The sequence below is a fragment of the Meridianimarinicoccus aquatilis genome (genome assembly GCF_004358675.1).
GTDB lineage: Bacteria > Pseudomonadota > Alphaproteobacteria > Rhodobacterales > Rhodobacteraceae > Meridianimarinicoccus > Meridianimarinicoccus aquatilis.
Genome location: NZ_SMZO01000021.1, coordinates 13,639 through 30,683 on the forward strand (window position 1 = coordinate 13,639; position 17,045 = coordinate 30,683).

At 57.5% G+C, this 17,045-nt stretch carries 14 protein-coding genes; 9 read left to right on the forward strand and 5 right to left on the reverse strand.

Going from position 1 to position 17,045, the window contains the following annotated elements:
- Positions 1-124 precede the first annotated feature (124 nt).
- The 5 genes from E2L05_RS10650 (at position 125) to E2L05_RS10670 (ending at position 5,293) form a co-directional block, all read left to right on the forward strand.
- Complete coding sequence (locus E2L05_RS10650) at positions 125-1,657, forward strand: acyl-CoA carboxylase subunit beta (protein ID WP_133342895.1); 1,533 nt, start codon at positions 125-127, stop codon at positions 1,655-1,657.
- 106 nt (positions 1,658-1,763) lie between these two features.
- Positions 1,764-2,153 (forward strand): RidA family protein, encoded by a 390-nt coding sequence (locus E2L05_RS10655; RefSeq protein ID WP_133342896.1) that lies wholly within the window; start codon positions 1,764-1,766, stop codon positions 2,151-2,153.
- The gene (locus tag E2L05_RS10660; RefSeq protein WP_243721940.1) at positions 2,150-2,491 is read left to right on the forward strand and encodes a hypothetical protein; all 342 of its coding nucleotides are present in this window, start codon (positions 2,150-2,152) and stop codon (positions 2,489-2,491) included. Before E2L05_RS10655 ends, E2L05_RS10660 begins: the two co-directional genes overlap by 4 nt.
- Positions 2,488-2,853 carry a hypothetical protein gene (locus E2L05_RS10665; protein ID WP_133342897.1) on the forward strand — a complete coding sequence of 122 codons (366 nt, stop codon included), beginning with the start codon at positions 2,488-2,490 and terminating at the stop codon, positions 2,851-2,853. The genes E2L05_RS10660 and E2L05_RS10665 overlap by 4 nt, the downstream gene beginning before the upstream one ends.
- A gap of 439 nt (positions 2,854-3,292) precedes the next feature.
- Positions 3,293-5,293 (forward strand): acetyl-CoA carboxylase biotin carboxylase subunit, encoded by a 2,001-nt coding sequence (locus E2L05_RS10670; protein WP_133342898.1) that lies wholly within the window; start codon positions 3,293-3,295, stop codon positions 5,291-5,293.
- A 69-nt stretch (positions 5,294-5,362) separates the two neighbouring features.
- Here E2L05_RS10670 and E2L05_RS10675 read toward each other — a convergent pair whose 3' ends face one another.
- Positions 5,363-5,821 carry a DUF4174 domain-containing protein gene (locus E2L05_RS10675; protein WP_133342899.1) on the reverse strand — a complete coding sequence of 153 codons (459 nt, stop codon included), beginning with the start codon at positions 5,819-5,821 and terminating at the stop codon, positions 5,363-5,365.
- Between the two features lie 131 nt (positions 5,822-5,952).
- Here E2L05_RS10675 and scpA point away from each other — a divergent pair, with 131 nt between their 5' ends.
- Both scpA and E2L05_RS10685 read left to right on the forward strand, forming a co-directional pair.
- Positions 5,953-8,097 carry a methylmalonyl-CoA mutase gene (scpA, locus tag E2L05_RS10680; protein WP_133342900.1) on the forward strand — a complete coding sequence of 715 codons (2,145 nt, stop codon included), beginning with the start codon at positions 5,953-5,955 and terminating at the stop codon, positions 8,095-8,097.
- Positions 8,098-8,335: 238 nt separating this feature from the next.
- Positions 8,336-9,019 (forward strand): molecular chaperone DjiA, encoded by a 684-nt coding sequence (locus E2L05_RS10685; RefSeq protein ID WP_133342901.1) that lies wholly within the window; start codon positions 8,336-8,338, stop codon positions 9,017-9,019.
- A gap of 4 nt (positions 9,020-9,023) precedes the next feature.
- Here E2L05_RS10685 and E2L05_RS10690 read toward each other — a convergent pair whose 3' ends face one another.
- The 4 genes from E2L05_RS10690 to E2L05_RS10705 are packed head-to-tail and all read right to left on the reverse strand — an operon-like array spanning position 9,024 to position 14,663.
- Complete coding sequence (locus E2L05_RS10690) at positions 9,024-10,583, reverse strand: Ppx/GppA family phosphatase (protein ID WP_133342902.1); 1,560 nt, start codon at positions 10,581-10,583, stop codon at positions 9,024-9,026.
- A 48-nt stretch (positions 10,584-10,631) separates the two neighbouring features.
- Positions 10,632-12,866 carry an RNA degradosome polyphosphate kinase gene (locus E2L05_RS10695; RefSeq protein ID WP_133342903.1) on the reverse strand — a complete coding sequence of 745 codons (2,235 nt, stop codon included), beginning with the start codon at positions 12,864-12,866 and terminating at the stop codon, positions 10,632-10,634.
- A 7-nt stretch (positions 12,867-12,873) separates the two neighbouring features.
- Positions 12,874-13,548 carry a hypothetical protein gene (locus E2L05_RS10700; protein WP_133342904.1) on the reverse strand — a complete coding sequence of 225 codons (675 nt, stop codon included), beginning with the start codon at positions 13,546-13,548 and terminating at the stop codon, positions 12,874-12,876.
- Positions 13,545-14,663, reverse strand: a complete 1,119-nt coding sequence (locus E2L05_RS10705; protein ID WP_133342905.1) for an AI-2E family transporter — start codon at positions 14,661-14,663, stop codon at positions 13,545-13,547. Before E2L05_RS10705 ends, E2L05_RS10700 begins: the two co-directional genes overlap by 4 nt.
- 138 nt (positions 14,664-14,801) lie before the next feature.
- On the opposite strand from E2L05_RS10705, the gene proS reads away from it, so the two are divergent.
- Complete coding sequence (gene proS / locus E2L05_RS10710) at positions 14,802-16,139, forward strand: proline--tRNA ligase (protein WP_133342906.1); 1,338 nt, start codon at positions 14,802-14,804, stop codon at positions 16,137-16,139.
- A 96-nt stretch (positions 16,140-16,235) separates the two neighbouring features.
- Positions 16,236-16,982 (forward strand): VPLPA-CTERM sorting domain-containing protein, encoded by a 747-nt coding sequence (locus tag E2L05_RS10715; RefSeq protein WP_133342907.1) that lies wholly within the window; start codon positions 16,236-16,238, stop codon positions 16,980-16,982.
- Positions 16,983-17,045 lie beyond the last annotated feature (63 nt).

Consider the following 17,045-nt stretch of genomic DNA (forward strand, 5'->3'; position numbering starts at 1 on the left):
CGATTATTAGCAATTTTGCAATTTGCTAAAAGCACATGTCGGAGTTATTGCAAATATTCTCGAAAGCACTTCCCGTACGGGAATCCGGGCGCTAAGGTTCCGGCAAAACAAGGGAATCCAGCCAATGAAAGACATCCTCAACGAACTGGAAACGCGCCGCGCAGACGCGCATCTGGGGGGCGGTGAGCGCCGGATCGAAGCGCAGCATGCGAAGGGCAAGCTTACAGCACGAGAGCGGATCGACCTGTTGCTTGATGATGGGTCTTTCGAAGAATTCGACATGTACGTTGCCCACCGTTGTACTGATTTCGGCATGCAAGAGCAGCGCCCGCATGGTGATGGCGTGGTTACAGGCTGGGGCACGATCAACGGGCGCCAAGTATATGTGTTTTCGCAGGACTTCACGGTTCTTGGCGGGTCGGTTTCGGAAACGCATGCCAAGAAGATCTGCAAGATCATGGATATGGCGATGCAGAACGGTGCCCCAGTGATCGGGTTGAACGATTCAGGTGGTGCCCGCATTCAAGAAGGGGTGGATAGTCTTGCCGCTTATGGCGAGGTATTCCAGCGCAACATCATGGCCTCTGGCGTGATCCCGCAGATCAGTGTGATCATGGGGCCCTGCGCTGGTGGGGCTGTGTACAGCCCTGCAATGACGGATTTCATTTTCATGGTCCGGGACAGCTCCTATATGTTTGTGACGGGTCCTGACGTGGTCAAGACCGTGACAAACGAAGTGGTTACAGCCGAGGAGTTGGGGGGCGCGAGCACCCACACCCGTAAGTCATCTGTCGCGGATGGTGCTTTTGAAAACGACGTTGAAACACTGACAGAAGTGCGCCGTTTAGTTGATTTTCTGCCGCAGAACAACACATCCAAGCCTCCTGTGCGCCCGTTCTTTGATGAACCCGACCGGCTTGAAGCAAGCCTTGATACGCTGATCCCGGATAATCCGAATACGCCCTATGACATGAAAGAGCTGATCCTGAAGCTCGCGGATGAGGGGGACTTCTATGAAATCCAGCAGGATTTCGCGAAGAACATCATCACCGGGTTTGTTCGGATTGAAGGCCGCACCGTGGGTGTCGTTGCGAACCAGCCCATGGTTCTTGCAGGTTGTGTTGATATCGACAGTTCGCGTAAGGCGGCTCGCTTTGTGCGCTTTTGCGATTGCTTCGAAATCCCGATCCTGACGCTCGTGGATGTTCCGGGCTTCTTGCCCGGTACGGGGCAGGAATACGGCGGCGTTATCAAGCATGGCGCGAAACTCCTTTTTGCCTATGGCGAGGCAACTGTGCCCAAAGTCACCGTGATCACCCGCAAGGCGTATGGCGGGGCCTATGACGTGATGTCGTCCAAGCACCTGCGCGGCGACTTCAACTATGCCTGGCCCACTGCCGAAATTGCGGTGATGGGGGCGAAAGGCGCGACCGAAATCCTTTATCGTTCTGAACTGGGGGATCCCGAAAAGATCGCTGCACGCACCAAAGACTATGAACAGCGGTTCGCCAATCCGTTCGTCGCGGCCGAGCGCGGCTTTATTGATGAAGTGATCATGCCACATTCAACGCGCAAACGGGTCGCGCGTGCGTTTGCCAGCCTGCGCAACAAGTCGCTCAAGAACCCTTGGAAAAAGCACGACAACATTCCGCTGTAATCGGAAAATTTGCAGTCGCATTGCGGCTGGATCGTGTATGGCAGGCAGCGGCGTAGGACAAAGTCCACTGCGCCGTTGCCCCATATTTCCGAAGAGTTGAGGTCCGATGCCCGAGTTTCACTTTGTTCCCACTGCGCCCACGCCTGTTGGCCCCTTCTGTCACGCGGCTGAAGCGGACGGTTGGGTGACGCTGACTGGTCAGATGCCAACCTTTCCCGGCGCACCCGATGCGCCGTTGCCCGAAGGCGTCGAAGCGCAGGCAGAACGCGTGATGGAAAACCTGAAACTGGTTCTTGAAGGCTTGGGTTTGACCTTGGCGGATGTCGTTCAGTGCCGGTGCTATCTTTCCGAATTCAAACGCGACTTCGATGCGTTTAACGCTGTTTACATGCGGTATTTTCCCAAAGGCGCACGACCCGCGCGGACAACGATTGGCGTCACGGCTTTGGCCGTAGATGCCTTGGTCGAGGTTGATATGCTGGCGGTGCGACCATGAAAAAGAACGCATGGCACATCGTTCATGACAACAGCGTCATGACCTTGTCACGCAGATTGCCCGCACGGTTTGATCTGTGCGCTGAAACCACTCTGCCGCTGTTGCGCCGCAGGGCATTGGCGCATGAGGTCCGCAAGGATGTTTGGCGTCTACTCAAAGATTTGCGCGGCTTTGCACCGGCGGTTGAAGTTGCCCAAACAGCAGATGGTTTGCGCGTGCGGGCAGGCGGTGCAGTTGATGGGCCTGTCCCCTGCGTGGCGCGGACCCGTTTAACTGATCTGCTCGACAGTACGGCGCACCGGGCGCGCTGGTGTCGTCATGCGAGGGTCGCGTCATGATAAAACATCGGGGTTTTCCAGGCCGACTTCCGGGTACGGACTATCAGTTCACAATCCGCCGCGACAACAAAGGCGGCGTCACACCTTTGACGCGGCGCGAACGCTATGCGGATCGTAAGCCAGCGGATCGGCGCGCTGATACCGGTTTCATCGCGGCCCTTTGGATGTATTTCGGGGACCAACCGTTTGAGCGCGGCAATCTTGATGCTGGACGGCTCAGTTGGGTGTTTGGCCGCGAAGTGGTTCCGGCGGAAGACCCGTTTGACCCGGCAAGCTATGAGGCCTTGCTGCGGGTTGACGAAGCCGAGGCGCGCGCAAGTTTTCCAGCGGCCTTTGATAACCCGGACTGGGAGCAACGTTGATGAACGCGGCCCCAACACATGACTTGCGAACCGTACACGCCGATATATTGGCGGGTCAGGCTTGTATGGGGCATTTAGCCAACCTGAGTGCGAGCAATTGTGTTCGGAGTGAGCGGATTTTTGCCTATTTTATAGGCGCGCCAAGCCTAAGACTTGCGCCACGCCCGGATTCGGCCCCTATTGCGGCTGTGAACTTTCACACCTCGCGTGCGAAGGCAGTAACGAGTTTCGGAGTTCCCCGCTCCTGTTCGGGGACCATTTTCCGAAACAGCCTTTTGCCGCAGCAAGGCTTAACTCCTCTCAAAAGATACCGCTACCGACCGCGCAGTGCACGCCGTGCGCCTGCGTGTGCGTGCGGACATTTCCACAGCTCATATACACAGGCCGGAGCCGGGCACGTTGCCCGAATACCGTGCCGCGACCACGAAAGGGACAGGCCGTGTTCAAGAAGATTCTGATCGCCAACCGAGGTGAGATCGCTTGCCGAGTTATCAAATCGGCACGCAAGATGGGTATCAAGACCGTGGCGATCTATTCCGACGCGGATCGCAATGCGCTGCACGTTCGGATGGCTGACGAAGCGGTTCATATCGGTCCGGCGCCCGCGAACCAGTCCTATATCGTGATCGACAAGGTTATGGCGGCGATCAAGGAAACCGGCGCAGAGGCGGTGCATCCGGGTTACGGTTTTTTGTCGGAAAACAGTAAGTTCGCGGAAGCACTTGAAGCGGCCGGTGTTGCCTTTATCGGCCCGCCTGTGAAAGCCATCGAAGCGATGGGCGACAAGATCACGTCCAAAAAGCTGGCTCAGGAAGCCGGCGTCAGCACGGTTCCCGGCTATATGGGTCTGATTGCCGATGGCGACGAGGCGGTCAAAATCTCGGGCGAGATCGGCTATCCGGTGATGATTAAAGCCAGCGCAGGCGGCGGCGGCAAAGGGATGCGTATCGCCTGGAAAGAAGACGAGGTCCGCGAGGGCTTTGAAAGCTCCAAGAACGAAGCGGCCAACAGCTTCGGCGATGACCGCATCTTCATCGAAAAATTCGTGACCCAGCCGCGCCATATCGAAATTCAGGTGCTTGCTGATAGCCATGGCAACACGATCTATCTGGGCGAGCGGGAATGTTCGATCCAACGCCGGAACCAGAAGGTCATCGAAGAGGCGCCAAGCCCATTCCTTGATGAAGCGACCCGCAAGGCGATGGGCGAGCAAGCCTGTGCTCTGGCGGCTGCGGTTGGCTATACCAGCGCCGGAACTGTTGAGTTCATCGTCGATGGGGAACGAAATTTCTATTTCCTTGAGATGAACACCCGGCTTCAGGTGGAACATCCCGTGACCGAATTGATCACCGGTGTCGACCTGGTAGAACAGATGATCCGCGTTGCCTATGGCGAGAAGCTGGCGATGTCGCAAGATGACATCAAGCTGACTGGCTGGGCCATGGAAAGCCGCCTTTACGCCGAAGACCCGTATCGCAATTTCCTGCCGTCTATCGGGCGTCTCAGCCGCTATCGTCCGCCTGAAGAAACGGCAACTGCCGACGCGGCGGTGCGGAATGATACCGGCGTTTTCGAAGGCGGCGAAATAAGCATGTATTACGATCCGATGATCGCCAAGCTGTGTACTTGGGGTCCGGATCGCGCAACCGCCATCGAAGAGATGCGCGTTGCGCTAGATAGCTTCGAAGTTGAAGGGATCGGGCACAACCTGCCGTTTCTGTCAGCCGTCTATGATCACCCCAAGTTCATTTCCGGTGAGATGACAACCGCTTTCATCGCGGAAGAATACCCCGACGGATTCGAAGGCGTAACGTTGGAACAGGGCGACCTGCGCAAAGTCGCTGCTGCGGCCGCGGCGATGTACCGGCTCGCTGAAATCCGCCGTACCCGCGTGTCAGGCCGGATGGACAACCACGAACGCAAGGTCGGGGACGATTGGGTCGTGTCTGTTCAGGGCGACTCCTATCCCGTGACGCTGAAGGCTGATCGCGACGGGACAACGGTGGTGTTCGGTGACGGTGCCGAGATGCGGGTTTCCTCTGACTGGACGCCCGGAGACAGCCTTGCCCTGCTTCAGATAGACGGTGCGCCACTGGTCCTGAAGGTCAACAAGATCACTGGTGGGTTCCGTCTTCGAACACGCGGTGCAGACCTTGCCGTCAAGATCCGCACACCGCGTGGCGCGGAACTGGCCGCTTTGATGCCCGAAAAGTTGCCGCCTGACACATCCAAACTGCTTTTGTGCCCGATGCCGGGCCTGATCGTGAAAGTGAATGTCGCCGTCGGGGACGAAGTTCAGGAAGGCCAAGCCTTGTGCACGGTTGAAGCCATGAAAATGGAAAACATCCTTCGCGCAGAACGCAGCGGCAAGGTGTCCAAAGTCAATGCGGATGCTGGTGACAGTCTGGCTGTGGATGATGTCATCATGGAGTTTGAATAACCCCATGAAAGCCTGCGTCGGGACATATCAGGGGCAGGGCGGGACGAACCCGCCCTCTACTGTGTCGGGTCAGCCCGACCCGGCGCGGTTCTCGTCGCGGATTTCCTGCATGCGCAGCGGCATTTTATCGATGGCGCGGGTCAGTTCGCGCACATCCCAAGGGGCAGGTTTGCGCAATTCGATCTGCCCATCCTTTCCAACCAAAACAAGGCTGAACCCGCGCGGGCGCAACTGGCGACGCAGCTCTGATGGGTTCTTGGGGTCGGTATCGGCAATGACCACCACGTCGCGTTCGAACAACGCGTCTTTGCGAGCGTCGAGCAGATTGATTTGCTCGATAAAACGCGGATCATTGGTCGAGTCGGCAAAGACGATCACAGGGCGTGCCACCCATCTGAACGCATCAAGATTGTCCGCTTCCGTCAGGAGCGGTTGGTTTTCGGCGCTGAACGCGGCGTCTTGCGCTGCACCGGCGAATGGCGTTGCGGCGAGTACGATCACGGTAGCTAGTCGATTTAAGAATTTCATCGGGCCTCCTGTACAGGTCCATATAGGGGGCGGCGCGTCCGTGGCGAAGGCCATGTTACAGCTTTATCCTGCGCGGCCCGCCCCGGCCAGACACAATGGCGTGGATGCGCCAAATACGAAAGGCTGATCCCATGAGCGATAAGACCGACACCTGGAAAGAGATTGCCAAGGCCGAAATGAAGGGCCGTGATCCAGACACCCTGACGTGGGACACGCTCGAAGGCATCAAGGTCAAGCCGCTTTACACGGAAGAAGACCTGCAGGATCTGACGCATATTGGGTCGATCCCAGGCAAGGCCCCCTTCACGCGCGGCGTCAAGGCGACCATGTATGCCGGGCGGCCCTGGACGATCCGGCAGTATGCGGGCTTTTCCACCGCCGAGGAATCAAACAACTTTTACCGCAAGGCGCTTGCAGCCGGTCAGCAGGGCGTTTCGGTTGCTTTCGATTTGGCAACGCATCGTGGCTATGACAGCGATCATCCGCGCGTTGAAGGCGATGTTGGCAAGGCTGGCGTTGCGATTGACAGCGTTGAGGACATGAAGATCCTGTTCGACGGTATTCCGCTCGACAAGGTCAGTGTGTCGATGACCATGAATGGCGCTGTGATACCGATCCTTGCGAACTTCATCGTGACGGGCGAAGAGCAGGGGCATGACAAGGCCGTTTTGTCTGGCACAATTCAGAACGACATTCTGAAAGAGTTCATGGTCCGAAATACCTATATCTATCCGCCAGAACCTTCGATGCGGATGATCGCCGATATTATCGAATATACATCGAACCAGATGCCAAAGTTCAATTCCATTTCGATCTCTGGCTATCACATGCAAGAGGCCGGTGCGAACCTGGTGCAGGAACTTGCCTTCACGCTGGCGGATGGGCGCGAATATGTGCGTACGGCCATCGCGGCTGGCATGGACGTGGATAAATTCGCAGGCCGTTTGTCGTTCTTCTTTGCCATTGGAACGAACTTCTTCATGGAAGCGGCAAAGCTGCGGGCGGCCCGTCTGCTGTGGCATCGCATTATGGAAGAATTCGAACCGAAGAACCCCAAATCGATGATGCTGCGCACCCATTGCCAGACCAGCGGCGTGAGCCTTGCCGAGCAGGATCCGTACAACAACGTCATTCGCACCGCTTACGAGGCAATGTCAGCGGTTCTGGGGGGCACGCAAAGCCTGCATACCAATGCTTTGGACGAAGCTATCGCACTGCCAACAGAGTTTTCCGCCCGCATCGCGCGAAACACGCAGTTGATCTTGCAGGAAGAAACGGGTGTGACCAACGTGGTCGATCCGTTGGCAGGGTCTTACTACGTTGAAGCGCTGACCGCAGAAATGGCGGAAAAAGCTTGGGCGTTAATCGAAGAAGTCGAAGAAATGGGCGGCATGACCAAAGCGGTTGCCAGCGGGATGCCCAAACTGCGCATCGAAGAAACCGCGGCACGGCGCCAGGCCAATATTGACCGCGGGATCGAGGTCATCGTCGGCGTCAACAAGTATCGCAAGGACAAAGAAGATCCGATCGATATTCTTGATATCGACAATGACAAAGTGCGCGAAAGCCAAGTCGCGCGTTTGGAAACGATGCGCGCCAGCCGCGATCAAGCCGCCTGCGACGCAGCGCTGGCTGAACTGGAGCGTCGCTGCTCTGAGGGGGGCAACCTTTTGGACGCAGCGGTGGACGCCGCCCGCGCCCGCGCAAGTGTTGGGGAAATCAGCATGGCTATGGAAAAGGTATTCGGTCGTCACCGCGCCGAGGTAAAGACCCTCGCCGGTGTGTATGGCGCAGCCTATGAAGGCGATGATGGCTTTGCGGCGATCCAGAAGGACATTGAGCTCTTTGCCGAAGAAGAGGGCCGTCGCCCACGTATGCTTGTGGTCAAGATGGGGCAGGACGGGCACGATCGCGGTGCCAAGGTGATTGCAACAGCCTTTGCCGATATCGGGTTCGATGTCGATGTTGGCCCGCTGTTCCAAACCCCCGCGGAAGCCGCACAGGATGCCATCGACAACGACGTGCATGTCGTCGGGATTTCCAGCCAGGCAGCCGGGCACAAGACGCTCGCACCGAAATTGATCGAAGAGTTGCGCGCGCAAGGCGCGGGCGACATCCTTGTGATTTGCGGCGGGGTCATTCCGCAGCAGGATTACGAGTTTCTGAAAAAGGCGGGTGTCAAAGCAATATTTGGACCCGGCACCAACATTCCTGATGCGGCTAAGAACATCCTTGATCTGATCCGGGTGGCCCGCAGTTCACAAGCGGCCGAGTAAACCCGCTTTCGAGATGGCCAATGCGGTTGAGGGGCCGCGTTGACCTGCCCGAACGCGCCTGTCCGAGAGGGGGGCAAGCGCGTTCGGGACCCAAGGTGACGATCAGCGCTGGACGACAGTCATGCAGGCACCGCCGGGTCGTCGCTCACCGTTCAGTGTCCATTCACGTGTCGGCATCTGGCGTGCAAAGGGCGGTTTCACTCTGTCGCTCTGTCGATCCGATTGATAGTCTGCGCCTATGTCGATTTGGACCCGTATATCCCAAGCAATCAGTGCGCTGCGCGAAGGGCAGCCGCTGTCCGCCGTATTTGACCGGCTGCGCACGCCGCCCGAACGGTCGGTGGCATTTACCATTGCGATCATCGCGCTTGGGGCGAAAATGGCCAAGGCAGACGGTCAGGTAACCCGCTCGGAAGTGGCCGCATTTCGTGAAGTTTTCAGTATTCCTGCCAGCGAAGAGGAAAACGCAGCCCGCGTTTTCAATCTTGCGCGGCAGGATGTGGCGGGCTTCGATGCATATGCGCGGCGGATTGCGGGTATGTTCGGGGTTGGAAATGCTGCCTTGGCGGATCTGCTGGAGGGCCTTTTTTACATTGCCGTGGCCGATGGGTCTTACCACGATGATGAAGATGCGTTCTTGCGGGATGTCGCGGACATCTTCGGTGTGGACGAAATGTGTTTTCGCCGTATTCGGACGCGGTTCGTCAAAGACGCGCGCCCAGATCCATTTGCCGTTCTAGGTGTGTCAGCAGATGCTTCGGTGGACAAAGTGCGCGCGGCTTGGAAAGCACAGGTGCGTGAATGCCACCCCGACAGACTTGCCGCGCGCGGCGTACCAAGCGAGGCGGTAAAACTGGCCGAGCAACGGCTCGTGGCAATCAACCAAGCGTGGGAAGAAATTCAGGCCTTGCGCCCATCGTGACAGTTTATTCGGTGACCGCTCTACGCAGCGCGACCACTTCGGTTTCTGCACCGAGGGCTTTGGCCAACGATGCAAACCGCGACTGCGCAACCTCCCCGTAAAGGGCCATGGCCTGTGGTCCAATCGACAGAACAAGTCGTTTCTTATTGGGATGCCAGCGCAAGGTGCCCATATTGTCGGCCTTTTGCGCGGTGAACATCGCCCCAAATCGCAAAGCGCGGCCAAGGATCTGCGCCTGCTGAACATCTTCGGGGTCCATCAGGTCGATCAAAGCGTCAAACCTGCCTCGGCTACGGTTGCTTTTGTATCGATGCATCATCGACAGGCCAAGAAACAGACGTTCCTGATGGCTCAGCCCGCCGAAATTGGCGCGGGTCGCGTAGTCAAAGCACACATCGCCGCGATAATCGGGATGGCTCCGCCAGCTCACGTCATGCAACAGGCATGCGGCTTGGACCAATCTGAGGCGATTTTCACCAGCCCGCGAATAGATCGGACGGATGAATCGATAAAGAACCTTACCGAAACCGGGCACGCGCGCGTCTTTGATCTCGGCGAAACGGCACGCTTCGATAAGCGGATCACGGTCGCGCAACATCTGGGGCATCTGCTCGTACAAAAGACCTTCGCGCAGGCCGTAGCTTGAAATCGCGATCTCGCGAGGCTTCAGTGTTTTAAGCACGCCGGACAGTACTTCGGCAGCATAGGGCACCAAAGACAAACGGGTTCCCGACACGCCACTCATGGCCTTTATGGCGGACAGGTCGGTGTCGCCGATCCACTTGAGCGTTGTGCGCAGTTCTGCAGGTCGCATCAGATATTCGTGCAGTACCTTCAGCGGGTAATTGCGTCGCGCCATATCAATTTTTGCGATGGCGCGCCACGAACCGCCCACCAGAAACAATCGGTCGGGCATGTCGCCCATTCGATCCTTGAGGGTCGTCAATTCGGCATCGATATAGGCGCGCATGGCTTTGCGGCCGCCCTTCACATCGCGCAGTTTCAGCGGCCCGAGTGCAGATGTTTCACGCCGACCCACTTTGCCTTCGGACAGAACGGCCAACTCCATGGAAGATCCGCCAATATCGCAAACCAGACCATCCGCCTTGGGCCAGCCCAGCAACACCCCTTGGGCGGAAAGGCGGGCCTCTTCCGGGCCATCAATTACGAAAAGGCGCAGGCCCGTTTCGCGCATGACCTCGTCTTGGAACTCTTGCCCGTCTTCGGCCTCGCGCATCGCGGCCGTCGCCACTGCGCTGAGCGGGGCAAGTCCCATACCATTTGCCAAGGTCTGAAACCGTCGGATCGCATCCAGTGCCCTGACTTTGCCTTCGGGATTGAGGCGACCGGTTTCGGACATGCCTTCGCCCAAGCAGCACATCACTTTTTCGTTGTAGAAATACGCAGGACTGCGCGCCGCGCCGTCGAAAATCACAAGACGAACAGAGTTGGATCCAACATCAACAACCCCTATTCGAGACAATCGACGGACGGCTGGATCGTCGAACAGGGGGCGGCCAAAAGGGCCCCAGTCGTCTGTCGAGCTTTGTGCGGCGACGTTCATGGAACCTCCGTCTCGTGGGCCGAGGATTGCCCAAACGATTGATTGGCGTCAACCTTCACGTTGAGACCGTTGTTTAGCCAGTCGTGGCACATCATCGGCCCCAGCAGATCCGCGCCCGGAAAGCGACGGATTTTTCATGAAGAACTGGTGGCAATTGAAGCCCGTTTCTGACGCGGCCTTGTCGCGCCGGAATTGGCCATTTGGGTCAAGCACCCAGCTTTGCGCTTCGTCGCACAAGTTCGCAGCCATGATCTGGCTCACAATCTGCTCTTTGACGGTGGCGTTGTGGCATTCAACCAGCGTTTCAACACGGCGGTTCAGGTTGCGGCCCATCCAATCTGCGGAGGAAAAGAACACACGGGCTTCTGCCGATGGCAGCCCGTGCCCGTTCCCGAAGCACACGATCCGCGAATGTTCTAAGAACCGCCCGACAATGGATTTGACCCGGATATTTTCGCTTAGCCCCTTGATGCCGGGGCGCAAACCGCAAATGCCCCGGATCACGCACATGATCTGCACACCCGCATTGCTGGCGGCGTAAAGCGCGTCTATCACGTTTGGTTCGATCAAGGCGTTCATCTTGATCCAGACATGGGCTGGGCGGCCGGCACGGGCATGCTCGGCTTCGCGTTCCAACATCCTGATGATGTCAGCCTTCATGTCGCTGGGACTGATTGAGAGGTTTTCCAATTCCTTGGGCGGAGCATAGCCAGACAAGTAGTTGAAAACCTTGGTCGCATCGCGCCCCAAAGAGTCATCGCAGGTGAAGAAGCTCAGGTCGGTATAAATCCGCGCCGTGATCGGGTGATAGTTCCCGGTGCCATAGTGGGAATACGTGACCAATTTGTCGCCTTCACGGCGGACCACGCTGCTGATTTTTGCGTGTGTTTTGTAATTCACGAACCCATAGACCACATGCGCGCCAGAGCGCTCAAGCGTCCGCGACTGACGAATGTTCGCGGCCTCGTCAAAGCGGGCTTTCAACTCAACGAGCGCCGTCACTGATTTTCCGTCTTCCGCAGCTTCGCACAGGGCGGCAACAATCGGGCTGTTATAAGATGTGCGGTACAGCGTTTGTTTTATCGCCAGCACGTTGGGATCACGGGCGGCTTGCTGCAAGAAACGCACGACCATGTCGAACGTTTCATAGGGGTGGTGTAGCAACATGTCCTTTTGTGCGATCGACGAGAACATATCGCCGTCATGGTCCTGAACCCGTTCTGGCACGCGCGGTGTGTAGGACGGCCATAAAAGGTCTGGCCGTTCGTCCAAAACCAACTCTTTCAGATCAACAATGCCGATCATCCCGCGGATTTCGATGATCTCGTCTTCTGCCACGCGCAGCTCACGGCTGATGACAGCCCGCAGGTCTTCTGGTGCGCCGCCGGAAATCTTCAGACGGACGACTTCGCCGCGCCGTCGCCGTTTCAGCGCGGTTTCGAATTCACGCACGAGGTCTTCGGCCTCTTCTTCGACCTCAAGATCACTGTCACGCAGAACGCGGAACTGGCAGTCACCGGTCAGTTTGTAACCCGGAAACAGGCTGCCGATATGCAGCAGCAAGACGTCTTCCAGCGGCAAGAATCGCTGCTCGCCAGATTTGGACGGCAGACGGACAAAGCGGTTGATCTGCTGCGGGATTGGCAGCAGCGCGCGAAGCTCTTTGCCGTCTGACTTGCGTTCCAGCTTGAGAGCCTGAACCAGACCCGTATTTGGAATGAAGGGAAACGGGTGCGCCGGATCGATCGCAAGCGGCGAGAGAACTGGAAAAACCTGGGTCAGGAACACCTGTTCCAGGTATTTCTTGTCTGCACGGTTCAGCTTGCGCGGCCCCACGATATGGATACCGGCCGCGTCAAGTTCGTGCTTGAGCGCCGCGAAGGCACGCTGCTGGGATTGCATCAGCGCGCGGGCATCCTTGTCGATCAACACAAGCTGCTGTGCCGGGGTCAGACCATCGGAAGCTGGAGTAAGATTTCCTTCGCGCGCCAACTCGCGCAGGCCGGCAACCCGCACGGTATAGAATTCATCCAGATTGTTGGCCGAAATTGACACGAACCGCAGCCTTTCTAGCAGCGGCACGGCCGGGTTTTCGGCCTCTTCCAGAACCCGCCAATTAAACGCCAGCCAAGACAGTTCTCGGTTGAAGAAGCGATACGGGCTATCGGGCGTCACCCCGTCGATGGACACGGGTTTCGGGCGCGAACTCGCCAGAAAGTTCACGTCACTGGCAGAGGCCGGAAGTGTCTCATCGGTCGGTAAAGGAATCGGGATCAGCGGCATAATGAGGTCACCGATGTTGTTGAAGGTTGGCCAGTACCTCTGCGGCCATGGTCCGGGACACACGTTTCTGACGAGAATACGCTTCATAGTCAAGCGCGTCCACGATCCGGTGCGCGAAGCTGACGGACCTGTCCATACGGGCCACGAGATAGTCAACGGTGCCGGGGTCCAGCATCAGTTGACGCTCTTCGCCGAGTTTGACCAACGACATGCACAGCAGTGTGTCGTCAGGGCGGTCCAGATGCGTAACGGCACAGGCCAGAAGGCGACTTTGCAGGTCGGGCAGGGCCATGCCCCATGTGCCCGGTGTATCGCGTGCCGTCATCAAGACGGGCGCCCCTTCGGCACGTGCCCGGTTCAGAAGATGAAACAGCGCCTCTTCGCGCCGGGGCTCGCCCGCCACGGCATCCGCATCGTCGATCGCATAAGCGGCGGCTTGTTCGGGCAGCTTCAAAGTCAGCCCAGACAGCGCGGCAGCGCGCGTTTCGGTTTGCCAGATAGCGGCCAAGTGACTGCGTCCTGACCCGCTAGGTCCGGCAAGGATCATCCGGCGTTCTGGCCAGTCCGGCCAAGAGTCCACGGCCTGAAGCGCTGCGGCGTTGCCTTCGGTCTGCATGAAATCTTCGCGCCCCATACGTGGGGCCGCACCAAGATCCAGCACAAGCTGTCGTCCGCCGTTCATGGCTTGGCCGGGTCATCCCCGCCCTGCACGTCATCTCCCTGCAGGGCCGGATCGCGCTCCAGCGCCTTAATCCCCAAGTAAAGACGCCCGCTTCGGTATTCCGAAATCAAGAAGCGGACAATCACACCGATTGAGGCAGAGACGGGTACAGCGACCAGCATGCCGACAAACCCGAACAGAGAGCCAAAGATGGACAGGGCAAGCAGTAACCAGACCGGGTGAAGACCAACAGAGCCGCCAACCAGTTTGGGTGTGAGAATATTCCCTTCGACCAATTGGCCAAACAGGAAGATACCCCCCACAAGGGCGATCATCACCGGATCATTCCAGAACTGGAAAATCGCAAGCCCGATAGCCAGGGCGCCGCCCACAAGTGCGCCCACATAAGGAATAAACGAAATCAGTCCGGCGACAGCGCCGACAACAAGGCCAAAGTTCAAGCCCGCCAGCATCAGCGCCACGGAATAGAATGTACCTTGTATCAAGCACACCAACCCTTGGCCGCGGATGAAAGACGCCAACGTTTTGTCGATCTGCGAGGCGAGCTTTCGCACCACTGGCGCGTGGTCCAGCGGGATCAGGTCGTCCACCCGGGCAACCATATTATCCCAGTCGATCAGCATGTAAAATGAAACGACCGGCACGATGAAAATTAGAACAACGATATTTACGAGGCTCATGGCCGAGGTCAGAACGCTGTTCAGAACTGCCACGCCTTTTTCGCGAATGGTGTCCCCGAGACCTGGAATCGTTTCGCTGAGCGTTGCGCTGTGCTCCATCAACCTTGGGAACCTGGCCTGAAAGAACGCCAACAGGTTCCGTGCCAATTCTGGTGCGGTTTCCGCCAGATCTATGGCTTGGCGGATCAACGTCGGGACGACCAACAGAAGCAGAAGTATGCCCACAAGCAGAATGAATACCGTAATGACCACCGTGGATAGTACGCGCGACAGTCCTGCCCGCTCAAGCCGATCTGCAAGGGGATCCAGCAAGTATGCGATTGCACTTCCAAGAATGAAAGGCAAAAGAACATCGCCCAGCAGCCAAAGGGTGACGAGCAGTAGTCCTGCCGCCAATCCCCAGAATTTCGCCTGTTGCCGCGCGGGAAGTGCCATTTCGCCCCTTTCAAATGATACCCCACACATCGCCCATGCGGGACTTTCTTGCAAGTCGCGAAGCGCGCGGGTGTCTTGTGCGGCGGGTTCATTTGGCCTAGTGGCAAGCCAAGTTTAACTTGCTCCAAAGGGGTCCTCATGCGCTTGTCTCGTTATTTCCTGCCCGTGCTCAAGGAAACGCCGTCCGAGGCCCAGATTGTAAGCCACCGGCTGATGCTGCGGGCTGGCATGATCAAACAGTCCAGCGCGGGGATCTATTCGTGGTTGCCCATGGGGTACAAAGTCCTCAAGCGGATCGAACAGATCGTCCACGAGGAACAGCAACGTGCGGGTCACATCCCCATGCTGATGCCAACGTTGCAACCCGCCGATCTTTGGCGCGAAAGTGGCCGATATGACGCGTATGGTCCCGAAATGCTTCGTATTCGGGACCGTCACGAACGTGACATGCTCTATGGTCCAACCAACGAAGAAATGATCACCGACATCTTCCGGGCGCATGTCAACAGCTACAAAGACCTGCCTTTGACGCTGTATCATATTCAGTGGAAATTCCGCGACGAGGTACGCCCCCGGTTCGGCGTCATGCGGGGCCGCGAATTCTACATGAAAGACGGATACAATTTCGATCTGACCAAAGAAGCAGCGCTGCATGCGTACAACCGGCATCTTGTGACCTATTTGCGGACCTATGAACGGATGGGGCTTCAGGCAATACCCATGCGCGCGGATAGTGGCCCGATTGGCGGCGACAACACGCATGAATTTCTGGTTCTGGCCGACACGGGCGAATCCGAAGTTTTCTATGACAGCGAGATTACGGACCTGAAATTTGGCGATCGCGACATTGATTATGACAGCGTCGAAGAATGTCAGGGCGTTTTGGAAGAGTTCACTTCGCGCTATGCCCGCACAGACGAAACTCATGACGAGGCAGAGTTCGCCGCAATCCCCGAAGAGCGCCGCCGCACCGCACGCGGGATCGAGGTTGGGCAGATCTTCTATTTCGGAACGAAATACTCCGATGCCTTGGGCGCGAAAGTCGTCAACGACAATCAAGAACAGGTGCCGGTCCATATGGGCAGCCACGGGATTGGTGTCAGCCGTCTTGTTGGCGCGATCATCGAAGCCAGCCATGATGACAAGGGCATCATCTGGCCCGAAGGTGTGACCCCGTTCCATTGTGGTATCGTGAATCTCAAGCAGGGCGACGATGAAGCAGACGCAGCGTGCGAGCAGTTGTATTCGGCACTGACTGCGCGGGGTCTCGACCCGCTTTACGATGACCGCAAAGAGCGGGCAGGCGGGAAGTTCGCCACCATGGATCTAATCGGCCTGCCTTGGCGCATAACCGTGGGGCCGCGCGGATTGAAAAACGGTGTTGTCGAACTCACGTCCCGCAAGTCGGGCGAAAGCGTTGAATTGACACCAGAAGCAGCCGTGGCCCGTATCGCCGAAATTTACGCATTAACCTAAAGAGTCGTTTGCGGGGGAAGTCGGGCGGTCCAGCATTGCCTGTATGTCAATCTTTTGGCACTTAGATGACATAATTTTTATCGATAGGTGTGTCACATGCGTAAAATCAAAACAGCCGTTCTTGCTGCAATTGTGGGCGCAGTCGCCGCACCTGCGTTCGCAGTCAACGTAAACTGGACCGACTGGCAAAGCGGATCAACCGGAGCGGGCATTCTCGCCGAGGGCGTGATGACTGTGGATGGGACTAATATCGACGTTGAGTATTCGAATAGCGCAGGCAGCATTTTTGGTCTGCAGACCTCCGGCGGCACCGACTATTGGCAAAATGGCAGATCGGGCCGTAACGCAGCCACATCCGGGTATACCAGCACTGGCACGAACGGAAATGACAACATCCCCACAGGGGTCGACATCATCCAAGCCGGTGCTCAGGCTACGCACACATTCAGGTTTCTGACCGAAGTTCAGGACATTTACCTCAGCTTTGTCAGTATCAACAGGAACAGCCTCACCTTTGACACTCCGTTTGAACTGCTGAGCATCACGGGCGGCAATCTGGACGGCAACGGCACAGACTCAAACGGATACTGGGGCAATGGCGGCGCAACGCTGACATCGACGCCATCCACCTATTCGCTGACAGCCAGCGGCGAAACGCACGGCACGCTTTTCATCGCGGGGGCATTCACCGAGCTGAGTTTCACCACAAGCGTTAGTGAAAATTGGCACGGCTTCACAGTTGGCGCTGCAAGCACACCATCTGAGGTCCCGCTGCCCGCGGCTGGACTGATGCTGATGGCAGGGCTTGGTGCAGTAGCAGGGCTTCGCCGCACGCGCCGCTAAATCACTTGCGGACAGTTCTTTCGATTTGTCGACGACGAGATCAGGGGGCGCTTTGCAGCCCCC

What these genes read in the sequence shown, in the direction of transcription:
- E2L05_RS10695 (WP_133342903.1), bottom strand. Translation starts at nt 12,866, where the DNA reads ATGCCGCTGATCCCGATTCCTTTACCGACCGATGAGACACTTCCGGCC.
- E2L05_RS10660 (WP_243721940.1), top strand. Translation starts at nt 2,150, where the DNA reads ATGAAAAAGAACGCATGGCACATCGTTCATGACAACAGCGTCATGACC.
- E2L05_RS10650 (WP_133342895.1), top strand. Translation starts at nt 125, where the DNA reads ATGAAAGACATCCTCAACGAACTGGAAACGCGCCGCGCAGACGCGCAT.
- scpA (WP_133342900.1), top strand. Translation starts at nt 5,953, where the DNA reads ATGAGCGATAAGACCGACACCTGGAAAGAGATTGCCAAGGCCGAAATG.
- E2L05_RS10665 (WP_133342897.1), top strand. Translation starts at nt 2,488, where the DNA reads ATGATAAAACATCGGGGTTTTCCAGGCCGACTTCCGGGTACGGACTAT.
- proS (WP_133342906.1), top strand. Translation starts at nt 14,802, where the DNA reads ATGCGCTTGTCTCGTTATTTCCTGCCCGTGCTCAAGGAAACGCCGTCC.
- E2L05_RS10700 (WP_133342904.1), bottom strand. Translation starts at nt 13,548, where the DNA reads ATGAACGGCGGACGACAGCTTGTGCTGGATCTTGGTGCGGCCCCACGT.
- E2L05_RS10715 (WP_133342907.1), top strand. Translation starts at nt 16,236, where the DNA reads ATGCGTAAAATCAAAACAGCCGTTCTTGCTGCAATTGTGGGCGCAGTC.
- E2L05_RS10675 (WP_133342899.1), bottom strand. Translation starts at nt 5,821, where the DNA reads ATGAAATTCTTAAATCGACTAGCTACCGTGATCGTACTCGCCGCAACG.
- E2L05_RS10685 (WP_133342901.1), top strand. Translation starts at nt 8,336, where the DNA reads ATGTCGATTTGGACCCGTATATCCCAAGCAATCAGTGCGCTGCGCGAA.
- E2L05_RS10690 (WP_133342902.1), bottom strand. Translation starts at nt 10,583, where the DNA reads ATGAACGTCGCCGCACAAAGCTCGACAGACGACTGGGGCCCTTTTGGC.
- E2L05_RS10655 (WP_133342896.1), top strand. Translation starts at nt 1,764, where the DNA reads ATGCCCGAGTTTCACTTTGTTCCCACTGCGCCCACGCCTGTTGGCCCC.
- E2L05_RS10705 (WP_133342905.1), bottom strand. Translation starts at nt 14,663, where the DNA reads ATGGCACTTCCCGCGCGGCAACAGGCGAAATTCTGGGGATTGGCGGCA.